Annotated in this window: 17 protein-coding genes; all 17 read left to right on the top strand. The window is 33.4% G+C overall.

Annotated elements, in window-relative coordinates; translation table 11 throughout:
* The first annotated feature begins 91 nt into the window (after window positions 1–91).
* The 17 genes from HUE87_RS04660 to HUE87_RS04580 all read left to right on the top strand — a co-directional run bounded on the left by HUE87_RS04660 (window position 92) and on the right by HUE87_RS04580 (window position 16,381).
* Entirely contained in the window at window positions 92–2,650 is a 2,559-nt protein-coding gene (locus HUE87_RS04660; RefSeq protein WP_194367570.1) for an EAL domain-containing protein, read from the top strand.
* Window positions 2,650–3,147 carry an RDD family protein gene (locus HUE87_RS04655; protein WP_194367569.1) on the top strand — a complete coding sequence of 166 codons (498 nt, stop codon included), beginning with the start codon at window positions 2,650–2,652 and terminating at the stop codon, window positions 3,145–3,147. The genes HUE87_RS04660 and HUE87_RS04655 overlap by 1 nt, the downstream gene beginning before the upstream one ends.
* Before the next feature lie 140 nt (window positions 3,148–3,287).
* Entirely contained in the window at window positions 3,288–4,553 is a 1,266-nt protein-coding gene (locus HUE87_RS04650) for an O-acetylhomoserine aminocarboxypropyltransferase/cysteine synthase family protein (protein WP_194367568.1), read from the top strand.
* A gap of 72 nt (window positions 4,554–4,625) precedes the next feature.
* Window positions 4,626–5,729, top strand: a complete 1,104-nt coding sequence (metX, locus tag HUE87_RS04645) for a homoserine O-acetyltransferase MetX (protein ID WP_194367567.1) — start codon at window positions 4,626–4,628, stop codon at window positions 5,727–5,729.
* Window positions 5,730–5,742: 13 nt separating this feature from the next.
* Window positions 5,743–6,177 (top strand): thioredoxin family protein, encoded by a 435-nt coding sequence (locus HUE87_RS04640; RefSeq protein ID WP_194367566.1) that lies wholly within the window; start codon window positions 5,743–5,745, stop codon window positions 6,175–6,177.
* The gene (locus HUE87_RS04635) at window positions 6,174–6,617 is read left to right on the top strand and encodes a hypothetical protein (protein ID WP_194367565.1); all 444 of its coding nucleotides are present in this window, start codon (window positions 6,174–6,176) and stop codon (window positions 6,615–6,617) included. The genes HUE87_RS04640 and HUE87_RS04635 overlap by 4 nt, the downstream gene beginning before the upstream one ends.
* Window positions 6,618–6,643: 26 nt before the next feature.
* Window positions 6,644–6,829 (top strand): exodeoxyribonuclease VII small subunit, encoded by a 186-nt coding sequence (gene xseB / locus HUE87_RS04630; RefSeq protein WP_194367564.1) that lies wholly within the window; start codon window positions 6,644–6,646, stop codon window positions 6,827–6,829.
* Between the two features lie 49 nt (window positions 6,830–6,878).
* The gene (locus HUE87_RS04625) at window positions 6,879–7,676 is read left to right on the top strand and encodes a carbon-nitrogen hydrolase family protein (RefSeq protein ID WP_194367563.1); all 798 of its coding nucleotides are present in this window, start codon (window positions 6,879–6,881) and stop codon (window positions 7,674–7,676) included.
* Window positions 7,673–8,344 carry a HesA/MoeB/ThiF family protein gene (locus HUE87_RS04620; protein WP_194367562.1) on the top strand — a complete coding sequence of 224 codons (672 nt, stop codon included), beginning with the start codon at window positions 7,673–7,675 and terminating at the stop codon, window positions 8,342–8,344. Before HUE87_RS04625 ends, HUE87_RS04620 begins: the two co-directional genes overlap by 4 nt.
* Before the next feature lie 2 nt (window positions 8,345–8,346).
* Window positions 8,347–8,877, top strand: coding sequence for a hypothetical protein (locus HUE87_RS04615; protein ID WP_194367561.1), 531 nt, complete (start codon window positions 8,347–8,349; stop codon window positions 8,875–8,877).
* A gap of 48 nt (window positions 8,878–8,925) precedes the next feature.
* The gene (locus tag HUE87_RS04610; RefSeq protein ID WP_194367560.1) at window positions 8,926–10,062 is read left to right on the top strand and encodes a succinyldiaminopimelate transaminase; all 1,137 of its coding nucleotides are present in this window, start codon (window positions 8,926–8,928) and stop codon (window positions 10,060–10,062) included.
* Window positions 10,059–10,562, top strand: a complete 504-nt coding sequence (locus HUE87_RS04605; RefSeq protein WP_194367559.1) for a hypothetical protein — start codon at window positions 10,059–10,061, stop codon at window positions 10,560–10,562. The genes HUE87_RS04610 and HUE87_RS04605 overlap by 4 nt, the downstream gene beginning before the upstream one ends.
* 91 nt (window positions 10,563–10,653) lie before the next feature.
* Window positions 10,654–11,967, top strand: coding sequence for a UDP-N-acetylmuramate--L-alanine ligase (murC, locus tag HUE87_RS04600; RefSeq protein ID WP_194367558.1), 1,314 nt, complete (start codon window positions 10,654–10,656; stop codon window positions 11,965–11,967).
* Window positions 11,967–12,296, top strand: coding sequence for a hypothetical protein (locus HUE87_RS04595; protein WP_194367557.1), 330 nt, complete (start codon window positions 11,967–11,969; stop codon window positions 12,294–12,296). The genes murC and HUE87_RS04595 overlap by 1 nt, the downstream gene beginning before the upstream one ends.
* Window positions 12,287–14,506: an endonuclease MutS2 gene (locus HUE87_RS04590; protein WP_194367556.1), complete on the top strand. Its 2,220-nt coding sequence runs from the start codon at window positions 12,287–12,289 to the stop codon at window positions 14,504–14,506. Before HUE87_RS04595 ends, HUE87_RS04590 begins: the two co-directional genes overlap by 10 nt.
* Window positions 14,507–15,703 (top strand): BaiN/RdsA family NAD(P)/FAD-dependent oxidoreductase, encoded by a 1,197-nt coding sequence (locus HUE87_RS04585; protein WP_194367555.1) that lies wholly within the window; start codon window positions 14,507–14,509, stop codon window positions 15,701–15,703.
* Between the two features lie 123 nt (window positions 15,704–15,826).
* Window positions 15,827–16,381: a LemA family protein gene (locus HUE87_RS04580; protein WP_194367554.1), complete on the top strand. Its 555-nt coding sequence runs from the start codon at window positions 15,827–15,829 to the stop codon at window positions 16,379–16,381.
* Window position 16,382 lies beyond the last annotated feature (1 nt).

The raw sequence follows: 16,382 nt of genomic DNA, 5'->3' as shown, positions 1-16,382 counted from the left end.
TTTTATCTGAATGAAATGTAATATATAATTGCCACCTATAGTGATATTAAAGTATTAATTTTTGTAACATATCATGTTGAGGAAAAAGTAAATGGACAGTTTAGAAGAACTATCAGAATATACTACAAAATTAAAACTTTTATATATTGAAAGTGATGAAGAAGTTATAACTTCTACACTTAATCTAATCAAAAATTTATTTCTAGAAGTAGTTGTAGCTAAAAGCACTACAGAAGGCCTTGAACTTTATAAAAGATATTTTTCTGATACTCACGATTATTATGATATTGTCCTTACTAATGTCAATATGTCTGATATGAATGGACTAATCATGAGTAGCAAAATAAAAGCATATAACAAAAATCAAATCATTGCTGTTACCACGATAGGCAGTGATTCAAAATATTATTTAGATGCAATTGGTATAGGTGTTGACAATTTTATATTAAAGCCAATAATTAACCTTGATAGCATCAAACATATATTAATAGATTTAGCTAAAAAAACTATACTTCAAAATAAACTTAAGAATAAAGAGTTTTTACTTAAGCAAAAAAAGAAAATTATTGATCAACATGTATATTTCACATCCTCAGACATAAATGGAAAAATCACAGATATATCAAAAGCTTATTTAGATTTCACAGGCTATAAAATGGAAGAAGTGATTGGAAAAAATCACAGTATTTTCAGGAATCAAGATTTAGATAATAATATTGTTCAAAACTTATGGGATACTATCTTAAAAGACAGAATATGGGTAGGTGAATTAAAAAACAATAAAATCAGCGGCGAAGAGTACTGGATTAACACTACTATTACCCCTTTGTATAATGAAGAAAATGTAAAAATAGGCTATACCTCAATAAAAGAAGATATTACTAATCAAAAAAGATTAGAAGAACTATCCATTAAAGACCCGCTTACAATGCTCTACAACAAAAGAAATTTTGATTATTTTATAAAAAAAGAACTCAAGAACTCAATTTGGAAGAAAGAAAATTTTGCACTGTTACTAATTGAGATAGATTACTATACAGAGTTTAAAAACACTTATGGAAATGCTAAAGCAGATAATGCACTTATTAAAATATCCAGTATATTAAATAAATATACTGATTCAAAAGCATACAATATATTTAAAATCAGCGAAGAAGAATTTGCGGTTATAATTTTAAATAAAGATGACGCTTTTATAGAAAATTTTTCCTATGACTTGCTTAGTTCTATCGAGTCTCTAAAAATAGATAATTCCCAAAGTAATGTATCAAAATATTTAACTGCCACAATTGGTGGAGTCAATCTTGACACCATACTTTATAATATAAGCAACAACAATTTATATAATATAGCTGATTCTAATCTTAATCAAGCAAAACTTAATGGAAGGAATAACATACTCCTTAAAATTGACCAGTCCTATGTTGAAAAATTAAAAAATATAGATAGAGTAACAAAACTTCCAAACAGAATTGCTTTACTGCAAGATATTTCAGTGTTGCAAAAAGAAGCGATGCTAATACTATTACATATTAATCAACTTAATTCACTAAAAGATATTTATGGAGATAAGTATGCAACAGATCTAGTAATAAAAAAAACAAAAGAATTACTATATGTACTAAAAGAGGAAGAGGCTTCACTTTATAGTCTAAATTTAAATGAATTTGCTATTTTAGTAACAAATAAAAAATTATTTGAGAAATATTTTTCACTTTTAATACACTCTATCTTAATGCCTAATGATGAAGATGAAAACAATGCAAACACAAATATTCTTGCTGATTTTACAGCTGGAGTTTCATACGGTATTTTAAATGTATTTAATCACGCTGATATTGTCCTTCAAGATGCAATAATTTCTAAAGAAAACTATAAAATTTATAGTAGTAATCAAACTGCAAAACAACTGCAAAAAGACAATCTAGACAGATTAAGAATCTATAAAAATGCTCTTCATAAAGGAAAAATAATTCCTTATTTTCAACCAATAATAGATACTTCAGATAACTCAATAATTAAATATGAAGCACTAGCCAGACTAGAGACAGATGATGGAGAGATTATCTCTCCATATTACTTTTTAGATTCTGCCAAAGAAGATAAAACTTTTGAATTTTTCACAAGACAGATGATGCAAAAAGTATTTAATGTATTTGAAAAAAATGATGTAAATATATCAATAAACCTTACCTATGAAAATATCACGTCTAAAACTATGCTAGAATACATCAAAAACAGGTTAAATAAGTATGGAGGAGATGGTATCACCTTTGAAATTGTTGAATCTGAAGATATACTCGACTATAAAAGAATAAAAGAGTTTATCTCAATGGTTAAAGAGTTTGGATGTAAAATCTCTATTGATGATTTTGGTTCTGGATATTCAAACTTTACAAATATAACACAACTCGATATTGACTATATTAAACTAGATGGTTCATTGATAGAAAAGATAAATATTGATGTAAATATTAAGCATATGATTAAGGGGATTATTGCATATTCAAAAAATGCAAATATTAAAACTATAGCAGAGTTTGTCAGCACTAAAGAGTTAGACGACAGCGTGAGGGAGCTCGGGATTGATTATATTCAAGGTTACTACTATGGTGAACCTAAAAGTCCTGATGCCTATGGTTTACTATAATGGATAAAGTAAGATATGTTGGATTTTGGGTTCGTTTTTTTGCATCTCTACTTGATACTATTCTTTTAGCTCTTCCAGTAGCTATAATTATCTATTTTTTAAGTGATGGAAACTGGTTTGACTTTGCACAATATCAAAAAAACATGGCTTATGCAATGAGTGGAAATGCAAGCAAAGCTCTATCGTCACAACCACAAATGTCAATGAAGTGGGAACTTCTTTTTGAAGTTTCAGTATTAATGGTGACTATGATTTTTTGGAGAAGATGGCGAGGAGCCACTCCTGGTAAAAAATATCTACATGTAAAGATTGTTGATGCAAAAACATTTCAAGACATTGACAATAAACAGGCGATAACCCGTTCACTTGGCTATATAGTCTCTACTTTAGCCTTTCTTATAGGATTTCTAATGGTTGCATTCAGAGAAGATAAAAGAGGACTGCATGACCTTTTAGCTGGAACTGTAGTCATTTATGATTACACAGAAGATATCTAACACTATTTTTTAAATAAAGTTGCTAAATTTATCAAAAAGTTCAATATTTAAATAGTAGCTGTTTACAACTCAGAGTTAAGTCATTTTTGATAAAATAACAAAATTACTAAAGTAAACTTTTAAAGCACTAGGAAAACACAATGGATTTACAAACAAAAGCGCTACACGCAGGTTATGAAAAAGATTCTCAGGGGACTATGGCAGTTCCTATTTATATGACTACTGCTTATGAGTTTCGTGACGTAGAACATGCTGCAAACTTGTTTGCTTTAAAAGAGTTGGGAAATATCTACACTCGCCTTAATAACCCGACAACTGATGTATTTGAAAAAAGATTTGCCCAGCTTGAGGGTGGTGAGGCTGCTATTGCAACATCGAGTGGAATGAGTGCAATATTTTATGCTATTGCTAATGCTGCTGAGGCTGGTGATAACATAGTATGTGCTAAACAGCTTTACGGTGGAAGCCTAACTCTAAATACTCACACTCTTAAAAGATTCGGCATTGAAGCTAGATTTTTTGATGTTCACGCACCTGAGCAGATAGAAGCACTTGTAGATGACAAAACAAAAGTTATATTTTTTGAGTCCCTTACAAATCCTAGTATCGATGTAGCAGATATCGAAGCAATTACTAAAGTTGCAAATAAGCACGGAATTTTAACAGTTGTGGACAATACTGTTGCAACACCTGTTTTATGCCGTCCTTTTGAGCATGGTGCTGATATTTCAGTTCATAGTGCCAGTAAATATACAACTGGTCAAGGCTTGGCTATTGGCGGTATTTTAGTTGAGAGAAAAGAGTTGGTAAATAAGTTAAAAAACAACCCTCGCTATGCCCACTTTAATGAGCCGGATGCCTCTTACCACGGCTTAGTTTACACAGAAGTTGGACTACCTCCTTTTACACTTCGTGCTCGTCTTTCACTACTTCGTGATTTAGGTGCTGTTGTATCTCCATTTAACTCTTGGTTATTTATTCAAGGGATAGAAACACTAGCTCTTCGTATGAGAGAACACTCTAAAAATGCTCTTGCTTTAGCTGAATTTTTAGAGTCACATCCAAAAGTAAAAAAAGTAAATTATCCAGGTTTAAAAAGTAACTCCAACTATGAAAACGCTCAAAAGTATTTTGAAGATGGAGCATGCTCTGGACTTCTTAGTTTTGAAGTTGATTCTTTAGAGAGTGCAACAAAAATAGTAAATGCTACTGAGCTTTACTCACTTGTTGTAAATATTGGTGATTCAAAATCAATCATCACCCACCCTGCTTCTACAACACATCAGCAACTATCACACGAAGAGTTAATTGCATGTGGAGTACCAGAAGGTCTTATCCGAATCTCTTGTGGTTTAGAGAGTTCTGCTGATTTAATAGCAGATATAAAACAAGCATTGGAGGCTTAGGCTATAATCAGTAAATTAGCATTAAGTCATTTTCGCTAGAATAACACAATTATTTTATGGAGAGTTAAAAACTTGTCACTGAATTTAAAAACACATACGGAACACTTTACTAATCCGCTCTATCTGGAGAGTGGACGTATTTTAGAGCCTTATGACATAGCTTATGAGACATATGGTGAACTCAATGATGACAAAAGTAATGTCATTGTGATTTGTCATGCACTTACAGGTTCTCACCATTGTGCCGGAACTTATGAAGATGAAAATAAAGCTGGATGGTGGGATGGACTAATCGGTTCAGGCAAAGCAATAAATACAGATAAATATTTTGTAATATGCTCAAATGTCATTGGGAGCTGTTTTGGTTCATCTGGCCCTATGAGTCCTAAAGTTCCACATCACGAACCTTATCGCTATAAGTTTCCGGTTGTCACAATCAAAGATATGGTAAAAGCACAAAGAATTCTTTTTGATAGACTAGATATACATAGAGTTTATGCTATTCTTGGTGGTTCAATGGGTGGTATGCAAGCCTTACAATTTGCTATACATTATCCTAATTTTGCAACAAAAATCATCTCAATGGCAGCAACACACGCTACACAGCCATGGGCTATAGCATTTAATAAAGTTGCCCAAGAATCTATACTAAAAGACCCTGATTTTAAACAGGGTTATTATGACCCAGAAGTTATAAAAGAACAAGGACTTTCAGGTATGGCGGTTGGTCGTATGGCTGGGCATATTAGCTTTTTATCACATGAGTCAATGAGAAAAAAATTTGGAAGAGAATACAAAAGAGATGATGGTCTTTACGAGTTATTTGGTAAATTTCAAGTTGAATCATACCTCGAGTATAACGGATATAATTTTACAAAATGGTTTGACCCTTTAGCTTATTTATACATTACAAAAGCTATTAATCTCTTTGATCTATCTCGTGGGTTTGACTCACTAAGTGAAGCTATGACAAAAGTAACTGCTGAGTTACACCTTATCAGCTTTAGAAATGACCAGCTTTTTAAAAACTTTGAGATGAAAGAACTTAGTGATACATTAACGGAAATAGGAAATAAAAATCACCATTATATAGATATAGACAGTGACTATGGTCATGATGCTTTTTTAGTTGAACTTGATAAATTTCAAGATTATGTAACGGATGTACTAAAGTAAAAAAGGGAGTAGTATGAAGATTTTCATAACAACACTTTTATTTATCACTTCTCTTTTGGGAGCTCGTATTGATGAATTTGCTAAAGAAGTAGGCTACCTAAGAGATTATAATTCTGCCCTAAAAATAGCAAAAAAAGAGAACAAAATGATTATGCTTGTAGTAGTGGCTGACTATTGTCCATGGTGCAAAAAATTTGAGAGAAAAACTCTACAAAGTTTATCTATTTCAACTAAAATAAAAAAAGATTTTATACCAGCCATTGTAGATAAATACAGAGAAAAAGAACATTATCCAAAAAAGTATAATAGTTCAGCAATTCCTGGTGTATTTTTCATAGACCCAAATACTGAAAATAGCATATATAAATCTATCTCATATGTCAATAAAAAAGACTTTTCACTGAGTATAGATGAAGCGCTAAATTCTTATAAAGAAGTGTCAAAATGATTAAAAAGCTACTTATTATTTTATTTACATGTAGCTCACTCTTCTCATCTTCAATGTTTACACTAGATAATGTTGAAAATTTAAAATTTCACTTTACAAACTACACAACTTTTATGAAAAAAGAAGAAAAAGAGAGTATTAAAAAATTTATAATTAAAAAACTACAAAAAGAGGGCTTTACTTTTGGAGAAATTGATCCAATTTCATTTGTTGTAAAAATAAAATCAAGAGAAGTGGCTGAAGAAGAGTACATTATAAGTATTTTTATTGGCTTAGCTGAAGAGGTCACTACAACTCGAGATAACAATATAAAAACACATGCTTTTACTTACGTAGCTGACACTCTTATTGAATCAGAAAACCCTTACGAGGATACTCTTGAGGCAATAGACTATTTGACATGTCAATTTTTAACCGCTTACAGAGATGACAATGAGTAAACAAACTAAATTTATAGGAGAAAAAAATGGCTGAAGAAAACTTCGAATCTAAACTAGATAGTGCTAAAGAGATTTTAGAAAAACTTATGAACCCTGAAATAACTCTACAAGAGAGTGTAGAGGCTTATGAAAAAGGGATGAGTGAGCTAAGTAAAGCACAAAAAATTCTCGAAGATGCTGTTATTAAGATAACAGAGATAAAAGAAAAGTAAAAATGCTTGTATTTTGTAGCGATAAGATTATCCATAGGGAGAATCTAAAGTGAAAGCGGCAGTTTTACAACTTAGTGCCCAAGGGATGAGCTCAACAAAGCTATATAACTACATTAGAATTGCACATAAAAAAGGGGTTAAAGTTTTACTTCTTGGTGAATATATATTGAACCCTTTTTTTAAAGAACTTCAAACTCTGACTATAAGTATGATAAAAGAGCAAGGGCTTCATCAAAGTAAGATTTTAAGAGAGTTGTCAATAAAGTACAATATGACTATTATTGCACCCTTGATACTTGTGAAGAAACAAAATGTTTATAAAACGATAGCAAAATTCTCCCCCTCTTCTACCTCTTATTATCAACAACAGCTTCTAATTAATTATGCTCACTGGAACGAAGAGAAGTTTTTCAACAATGATATAAAAACAATAGTAGCACCTCTTATTTTTAAAATTGATGGCTTTAAATTTGCTGTTATGAGTGGATTTGAACTTCATTTCGATAAGATATTTGAACAAATATCTTCCAAGAATATTGATTGTATTTTACTTCCTAGTGTCTCTACCTTTGATTCATTTGAAAGATGGAAAGCACTTATACTATCTCGTGCTTTTACTCAAAACTGTTATATATTAAGAGCAAACCGAATTGGAGAGTATATAGATAAAGAGTTCAGTTGGAAATTTTACGGAGATTCTCTTTTGGCATCGCCAAATGGTGAACTTCTTGAGCATTTAGGGAACAAAGAAGAGTTGATGATAGTAGATATGAGCCATACAGAGGTTGTTTATGCAAGACGCACTTGGGGATTTAAAGAGGCAATAAATAAAAGGAACTCGCTATGATTAAATACTTCAACCGTCAAATACAACTTTGGGGAGAAGATACTCAAGAGTTGCTTCAAACCAAAAAAATTGTTATAGTTGGTGCAGGCGGGCTTGGAAGTTCTTTGGCTTTCGCTCTTGGCGCCAGCGGCATCGGTGAGATTCATATTGTTGATTTTGACGAAGTGAGCCTACATAATATACACCGTCAAATAGCGTTTAAAATGGGGGATGAGGGGAAGAATAAAGCACTTATTAATGCAGAAATTATTGAGCAAAGATGTCCTTATGTAAAATCTATTGCTCATGAGTGTAACTTTGATGAGTTTAGTAAAAAAAATATTGAAGTTGATTTAATCATAGATGCAACAGACAATCTCCAAACCAGAGCAGAAATTGACAATTATGCAAAAAGTAAAAACAGACCTTGGGTTTACGGGAGCGTGGAGGCTTTTCATGGACAGGTGTGTTTTTTTGAGAACTCTCTTTTTACTGATGCCTTTAAAATAACTTCTCAAACTCCAGCTGGAATTGCTGCACCTATTGTTATGCATATTGCTTCTCTTCAAGCCAATTTTGCACTTAGATTTTTAGCTGGTCTAAGCGTGCAAAAAGACAAGCTTTATTATCTGTTTTTTAATAATGATGGAGAACTTGTTACTCAAAAATTTGGACTACCAAAGGGGTAAAAATGAAACTTTTTTATATAATATTACTCTGTTTTAATCTATTTGCAAGTGAGTATAAAACAGATGAAAACACTTCTTTAAACTTTTTAAATTCCATTTCCAAATATGAAATAAACATTGGCAGCGGTTCAGACAGCGATATTTATGTTTTTGTTGACCCGTTATGTTCACTCTCTCAAAAATACATAACCAAAATTTTTGAAGACAAGTTACTCAAATCAAAAAATACTTACCACATTTTTTTACTTGAACTTCCAAGATTTGAATCCATTGAGTTTATCCAATATATTTATCAATCAGAGAATCCTAAGTCCACACTTTTAGACATAATGCTTAACAATAACACATTTATAGATTTTGACGAGTTTGAAGCAAATGAAAAAACATTGCAAATTATTGATGACATTTCAAAATTTGCCAAGAGCCTTAATATTAAACTCAGACCATATTTTATTTTTTTCGACAGAGATGCAAAGTTTTGCAGAGACTCAGAAGGGGTTGCCCCATGTCTGGCAAATGAATTTAATGAGTAGTTTATACATTTAAGCTATAATACCGCGATTATATAAAGGCGATAAAATATGAATTTTGAACCATATCCATTTGAAAAACTAAACAATTTACTTCAAGAGATAACACCAAACAAAAACTATTCTCCATCTGCTTTGACCATAGGTGAGCCGCAGTTTGAAACTCCAGATTTTATACAAAAAGCCCTTTGTGAAAATTCTAATTTACTTAAAAAATATCCAGTTACTGCCGGTGAAGCAAAACTAAGGGAAGCTCAGCGTGGATTTGTATTGAAAAGATTTTGCGTAGAGCTTAGTGATGCACAGATAATCCCTACTTTTGGAACCCGTGAAGTGCTATTTAACTTTCCTCAATTTTTTCTATTTGACAAAAAAGAGCCTACTATTGCATTTACAAACCCTTTTTACCAGATTTATGAGGGTGCAGCTATAGCATCAAGAGCTAAAATAATTCATTTAGACCTAAATCAAGAGAACCATTTTAAACCAGAGATAGACGAAGATACATTATCTACATGTAATATTGTTATTTTAAACTTTCCAAACAATCCTACAACTTCTACTTTAACTGTTGATGAACTGGGAGAGTGGATTTTACTAGCTTTAAAACATAATTTTGTACTTATAAATGATGAGTGCTACAGCGAAATCTATACAAATAAACCAACAAATTCACTCCTTGAAGCATCTCTACATGTAGGAAATACTACATTTAAAAATATTTTAGTAATTAACTCTATATCTAAACGTTCATCTGCCCCTGGACTTCGTTCTGGATTTATAGCAGGAGATGAAAATATCTTAAAAGAGTATATGAAATATAGAACTTATATTGGGTGTGCCTCTCCTCTTCCTCTTCAACATGCAGCTGCAGCAGCTTGGATGGATGAAGAGCATGTAGAAAAAGCAAGAGAAATTTACAAAGAAAATTTTAAACTAGCAAAAGAGATTTTAGGAGTAGCTACTCCTGATGCAACTTTTTACATATGGCTCAAAGTTCCAAATGCAATCGATTTTACAAAAAAATTGTATAAAGAGTACAATGTAAAAGTACTCCCTGGTGAGTATCTCGGCAGAGAGAATAAAAGTGGAGTAAATCCTGGAGAAGGTTTTATTAGAATTGCTTTAGTAGAAAATGTAGAAAAAACCAAAGATGCATTGTTAAGAATCAAGGAGTGTTTGTCATGAATAAAGTAGAAAAGTTAAAAGCAGAGGTTCTTAAAGCTCAACAAAGTGATGACATAGCTTCACTGTATATTTTAGAACAGCGTGCACATGAGACTTTTGATGAAGATACACTAAATGGATTTTATGCAAATATTCTTGATTTGGCGCTTGAAAAGCTGACGGACACATTAGAAGCTCATAGAGTTATGGACATGAATGAAGTTCAGGATTTTGCTACCATCAGAGCACTTTATGAGTATGCGATAGAGCATTACAGTGCTGGTGCAGTAGCAGACGCAAGTGCACTATTTGAAGTCCTTAGTGGACTTACTAATGATACTAATTTTTCTAGCGCATTAAAGTTTCACTGGATAGCTACTAAAGAGAACTTATCTTTGGACGATTTTCTTGCTAACATAGCAGATATTGATGCAACTGAAGCAGCTGGCACATTTTATATAAGCTGTTTTAACAAAGAGGCACAAAAATTGCTTGATAAAACCCAAGAAGAGTCATCATGACTCCTCTCACCGAAGGTGTAGCTTTAGTGAGTGAACATATTATGGACTTGTTCATAATATGTGAGATTTATAATAGTATGGGGAGTAGCGAATGAAAGTTCACTTTATTGGAATCGGCGGAATTGGTATTTCAGGTTTAGCACAATATATGCACTTTCAAGGGCATAAAGTTAGTGGTTCAGATATAGCTGATACGATTATTACGAAAAAACTTCGCTCTATGGGAATAGAGGTAACAATTCCTCATTCTGCCTCAGCAATCAACAATCAAGACTTGGTTATTCATTCTGCAATAATCAGTCCTAATAATCCAGAAGTATTGGAAGCTAAAGCAAAAGGGATTGAAGTTCTTGCTCGCCGAGAAGCTTTGCTTAAAATTCTGGATAAATCAAAAGTTTACTCTGTTGCCGGCGCTCACGGCAAGAGCACAACAACAGCAATACTAGCAGCCATAATGAGCGGTTCAGCGATTATCGGTGCAGAATCAAAAGCTTTTGGCTCAAATGTCAGATATAACGAAGAGACAGATATTATGCTTTTCGAAGCTGATGAGAGTGATGGAAGTTTTATAAATTCAAATCCTCATTGTGCAATTGTAATCAATGCTGAACCTGAACATATGGAGTATTACGACTACAACTACGAGCGTTTTTATGACTCATATAAAACTTTTATAAAATCTGCTCCTTGTCGTGTTCTTAACGCTGAAGACCCATTTTTAGCAACTCTAAAAGATGAAGTTGATGCCAACTGGTTATATCCAAGTAGAGATATTACAAATATAGAATTTATACTTATTAACGACGAGCCACATACAAGGTTTACTCTTAAAGATTTAGGTAACTTTGATGTTTGGGGATTTGGAAAGCATATCGCTCTTGATGCGGCTTTGGCAATTCTTGCTGCAAATGAGTCAATGGATATTGAATATATTAGAGAAAACATTCTTTCATTCAAGGGAATAAAAAAACGTTTTGATATAGTCGGAGCAGAACAAGGAAGCGTAATAATTGATGATTATGGGCACCATCCAACAGAGATAAAAGCAACTTTTGAATCAGTTAAAGAGTACGCTCTTTTAAAAGGTTTCGACAAGATAACAGCTATTTGGCAACCGCATAAATACTCTCGCACAATAGATAATCTTGAAGAGTTTATAAAATGTTTTGAAGGGGCTGAAGAGCTTATTATTCTTCCTGTTTGGTCTGCGGGTGAAGCAACTAGAGAGATTGACTTTAAAGAGAAGTTTAAAAGATACAACCTCACTATGGCGGACAACATCACAAGGGCGAACAACACCATTACCATCATGAAAGACAAAGAGGCTCTTAAAACTTTAGACAAAGGTCTTATTATTGGTTTTGGTGCTGGAGATATAACTTATCAAATAAGAGGTGTTCTCTAGTGCAATATTTAGCAGGACTTGTAATTGTAGGGCTTTTCTTTTTATCTATGCACTACTTTACAGAATTAACAAAACATCAAAAAACTTTGGTAACTTTAATTCTCTTAGCTGTAGTACTCTCAGCAATCGGGTTTAATAAATACAGCAATCATCAAACACAAAGCATGCTAAATACTGTTATGAAATTTAACCAAGAAAAAACAATTAAATGCGATGGCATTGATGTAAACAGCAGTAACTATACACTGAGCATTGGAACATACACTTTCATAGGCAAAGAGAAAACTCCAAACTACGGCCAGATGATTAGCGCATCTACATGCGAGTAGAAAAAACTTCAAAGATTGATCACCTAATCAATCAGCTCGACCTAAATGAACATATAAACTCATTTAAGCAGTTTTTCTCAAGAGAGAGCGCTCTATACATTGAGGGAGACCAAGAACTTCACTATAAATACATAAAATCACTTGACACTATAGAGTTTAAAGCACCCCCTAAAGTAGCAGATTTCTTTACTATTAAAGGACATCTGAAAAAACATGGTGTTTTGAATTTTGAACAGATTTTTGAGATTGTAAAAGTTGTCAGATATTTCCGCTACTTTAAAAATAAAGAATTAGACGGCATCATCGGTGAGTGGATGAGAAAATTTATAATTGATGAAAAGTTCAACGAAGTTGAAAAATACTTCACTCACGATGGAAAATTTGAAGAAAACCTTGATGAGACACTATTTGGTTTAGGTGCGAGAGTAAGAGAGCATAAAGCGAATATTAGCTCCTCTTTGAAAAGACTAATCTCTAATGCGAAACTCTCCTCATATCTTATGGATTCTCAGATACATCTTATAAATGATGAAGAGTGTGTTCTAGTTCGCGGTGGATTTAACCATGTTCTAAAGGGTGCGGTTATTAGCAGAAGTAGCAGTGGAGGCTTTTTTGTAGCTCCTGATTCCATACTAAAGTCTAAAGAGCAAATACGATATATTAACCAAGAGAGAGAGTCAATCTTTTACAGATATGCAAAAGAGTTCTCTAACAAACTATCTGAACTTCAACTTTTCATAGCTTTTATAGACAAAGAGTTTACAAAGTTTGACAACTACCAAGCTAGAGTTTTGTTCGCCCGTTCATCTAATTTGCAGATTATCAAGTCAAAAAAAGATTCTAAAATTATTTTAGATGGCTTTTACCATCCTGCCATTCAGCATGCGAAACCTATACATGTAGACTTCTCTAAGAACATACTTATGGTTACCGGCGTTAATGCGGGTGGTAAAACAATGCTTTTAAAATCGATATTAGCAGCGGCGTTTATGGCTAAATATATAATACCGATGAAGCTAAATGAAAACAGATCACATGTAGGAAGTTTCAAAAGCGTTTTAGCAATTATAGACGACCCTCAAAATGTTAAAAATGACATCTCAACTTTTGCCGGACGTATGCAGGAGTTCTCTAAAATATTTGAGCATAAAGAGGCTCTTGTAGGTGTGGATGAAATAGAACTCGGAACAGACAGTGACGAAGCTGCAGCTCTGTTTAAAGTGATTCTTGATGATTTGATAAAAAGAGGTCAAAAAGTTGTAGTTACAACTCACCACAAACGTCTTGCTGCACTTATGGCTGACCGTGATGATGTTGAACTGATGGCTGCTATTTACGATGAAGAGCAAAGAAAACCAACTTATGAATTTATGCAAGGAATCATAGGTAAGAGTTATGCTTTTGAGACAGCTAGCAGATATGGGATCTCAAACACTATTGTAAATGAGGCAAAAATTGTTTACGGTGACAACAGCGAAAAGCTAAGCCTGCTTATTGAAAGAGGTTCACAACTAGAGCGTGAGCTAAAACAAAAACACCAAAAAGTTGATGAGAAGCTAGAAGAGTTAAAAGCAAAAGAGTTAGATATAAAAGCTCAAAGAGAGAAGCTTTATTCTGAATTGCAAGAGCAGAGAGATGCGCTGAAAAACAGCTACGATGTTGCAATAAATGAAGCTAAAACAGCAGCACGTGCCGGTGATTCAAAGGCTATTCACAGAGCTATGGACAAGGCAAATAAAAAACTTCCTAAAGATAAAAAAGAGCAAGTTATCATTCAAGAAGAGTTCAAAGTTGGAGATAGTGTTAAATACCACAGTAAAAAAGGTGTTATCGTCTCAATGAGGGACAAAAAAGATGCCACTATAGAGATTGAAGGGATGAGAGTTCGCGTTAAAACCTCACAGCTCAAGCATACTAAAATAGTAAAACAAAACCCTCGCACCGACGTAAAAGTAAGTGTAGAAAAAAGATCGGGATTAAAGTGTGACCTTCATGGTATGAGAGCCGATGAAGCGACAGAAGCACTAGACAAGTTTATCTCCGATGCACTTATTAATGGCTGGGATGAAGTGATTATCTATCACGGAATAGGAACAGGAAAACTCTCATACGCTGTTAAAAACTTTCTTATTGCTCACCCAAGAGTTAAAAAGTTTGAAGATGCGCCGCAATACCTAGGTGGATTTGGCGCTAAGGTTGTAACTCTTTAAATGAGCACAAAAAAAATAGCAATAATAGGCGGGGGTGCATCTGGTCTTTTATGTGCAATATTTTGTGCCAAAAAAAATCTATTTGTAGATATATTCGAACAAAATTCAAAGTGTGCTAAAAAGATTTTAGTCTCTGGAAATGGGCGATGCAATATTACAAACGTTAACCTAAGCTCAAACGATTTTTTTAGTGATAACCCATTATTTACAGAGTTTGCATTAAAAGAATTTGGCTTTAAAGAGTTTGAAAAATTTTGTGATAGTATCGGCCTTTTGCTTGATATAAAAGATGATGGGCGTGCTTATCCGCTTAGTAACGAAGCCAAAAGCGTTGCTTCACTTTTACAAAATCATGCAAAATACCTCGGTGTAAATATACATGTAAATTCAAAAATAACTGATATTAAAAAACTGATTGCTGAATATGATGCTGTTGTTATAGCTACTGGTTCTGAGGCTGCTTCACATCTAGGTGGAAACCGTGATGGCTTAGAGTTTGCAGAGGAGTATACACATAACATCATCCCAACATATCCATCTTTAGTCCAGTTTCATTTGGACTCCTCAATCGCCCACAAGATGAGCGGAGCTAAAATAAATGGCGAAGTTACACTACTAATCAACAATAAAAAAGACTCTACATGTAGCGGTGATATTCTCTTTACTAACTATGGAGTTTCAGGCTTTGCTATACTCGATGTATCCCAACGTGCAAGTGTTGCTCTGATGGAGTATGCAAAAGTTGATATAGCTATAAACCTACTTCCAAATTTCAATGCACAAAAACTATCAGCCCATATTAGTAAAATGGCTTTGAGTATGCCTGAGTTTACAATAGCTGATATATTAGCCGGTCTAATCCCTGTTAAAATAGCACATGGACTGCTAGAGGATTTAAAAATATCTGCTACAACATGTAGCTCTGAAATCGGAATAAAACTTAGTAAAAAAATAGCAAATCAGATGTTAAACTGGCGTTTTGAAGTAAACGAGACTCACGGCTTCAGACATGCCGAAGTAAGCGGTGGCGGAGTGGATACAACTGAAGTAAACCCAAAGACTATGGAATCACTTAAACAAAAAAAACTATACTTCTGCGGAGAGGTTTTAGATGTTCTTGGTCGTCGTGGCGGGTATAACTTTGCCTTTGCCTGGGCTAGTGGATATTTAGCTGCGAAAGACATAACAAAACCTTAGAGTTTTTTAGATAAACTACATATAAATCTAACTCCTAAGAGTTTAGCTTTAGTGACCCAGGCGGTCTAAGCGTAGATAGCGAAATTATTTTTGATATAGTACTAAATAATAAAAGGAAATCACATGTCAACATCACTTATAGTTCTTATTTTAATTGTTATAGTTTTAGTTTTGATGTACAACTCTTTAGTTGCAAAGAAAAATCAAGTTGAGAATATCTTCGCAAGCGTAGATACAGTTCTTAAAAAAAGATATGACCTAATCCCAAATCTTGTTGCATCAGTCAGTAAATATATGGAGCATGAAAAATCTCTTTTACAAGAGGTTACAAAACTTCGCGCTGAGGCAAACAAGCCAAATATTAGCGATGAACATAAAATAGCTCTTGATGCTAAAGTGAGTTCTGCTCTTGGTTCTATTATGATTGCTGTTGAGAACTACCCTGAACTTAAAGCAAATGAAAATGTAATGCATCTTCAGCATACACTTCATGAAATAGAAGAGCAAATATCAGCTGCAAGACGTGCTTACAATCAGAGTGTTACAGACTACAATAATGCTATAGAGATGGTTCCTACAAACTTTATGGCAAGTGCTATGAACTACAAAAGAAAACAGGTATTTGAGATAGTTGAATCAGAGCGTAAGAATGTAGATGTTAAAGAGCTGTTTAACTAAA

Origin of the sequence: Candidatus Sulfurimonas marisnigri (assembly GCF_015265475.1) — a bacterium.
In the GTDB taxonomy this organism is placed as follows: domain Bacteria; phylum Campylobacterota; class Campylobacteria; order Campylobacterales; family Sulfurimonadaceae; genus Sulfurimonas; species Sulfurimonas marisnigri.
Note: the sequence above shows the minus strand (reverse complement) of the source record. Positions and strands in the feature narration are given on the sequence as shown.

Bases quoted from the DNA above. Each gene is read 5' to 3' on its own strand.
- HUE87_RS04660 (WP_194367570.1), top strand. From the start codon at position 92: ATGGACAGTTTAGAAGAACTATCAGAATATACTACAAAATTAAAACTT.
- HUE87_RS04655 (WP_194367569.1), top strand. From the start codon at position 2,650: ATGGATAAAGTAAGATATGTTGGATTTTGGGTTCGTTTTTTTGCATCT.
- HUE87_RS04650 (WP_194367568.1), top strand. From the start codon at position 3,288: ATGGATTTACAAACAAAAGCGCTACACGCAGGTTATGAAAAAGATTCT.
- HUE87_RS04640 (WP_194367566.1), top strand. From the start codon at position 5,743: ATGAAGATTTTCATAACAACACTTTTATTTATCACTTCTCTTTTGGGA.
- HUE87_RS04635 (WP_194367565.1), top strand. From the start codon at position 6,174: ATGATTAAAAAGCTACTTATTATTTTATTTACATGTAGCTCACTCTTC.
- xseB (WP_194367564.1), top strand. From the start codon at position 6,644: ATGGCTGAAGAAAACTTCGAATCTAAACTAGATAGTGCTAAAGAGATT.
- HUE87_RS04620 (WP_194367562.1), top strand. From the start codon at position 7,673: ATGATTAAATACTTCAACCGTCAAATACAACTTTGGGGAGAAGATACT.
- HUE87_RS04615 (WP_194367561.1), top strand. From the start codon at position 8,347: ATGAAACTTTTTTATATAATATTACTCTGTTTTAATCTATTTGCAAGT.
- HUE87_RS04610 (WP_194367560.1), top strand. From the start codon at position 8,926: ATGAATTTTGAACCATATCCATTTGAAAAACTAAACAATTTACTTCAA.
- HUE87_RS04605 (WP_194367559.1), top strand. From the start codon at position 10,059: ATGAATAAAGTAGAAAAGTTAAAAGCAGAGGTTCTTAAAGCTCAACAA.
- murC (WP_194367558.1), top strand. From the start codon at position 10,654: ATGAAAGTTCACTTTATTGGAATCGGCGGAATTGGTATTTCAGGTTTA.
- HUE87_RS04590 (WP_194367556.1), top strand. From the start codon at position 12,287: ATGCGAGTAGAAAAAACTTCAAAGATTGATCACCTAATCAATCAGCTC.
- HUE87_RS04585 (WP_194367555.1), top strand. From the start codon at position 14,507: ATGAGCACAAAAAAAATAGCAATAATAGGCGGGGGTGCATCTGGTCTT.
- HUE87_RS04580 (WP_194367554.1), top strand. From the start codon at position 15,827: ATGTCAACATCACTTATAGTTCTTATTTTAATTGTTATAGTTTTAGTT.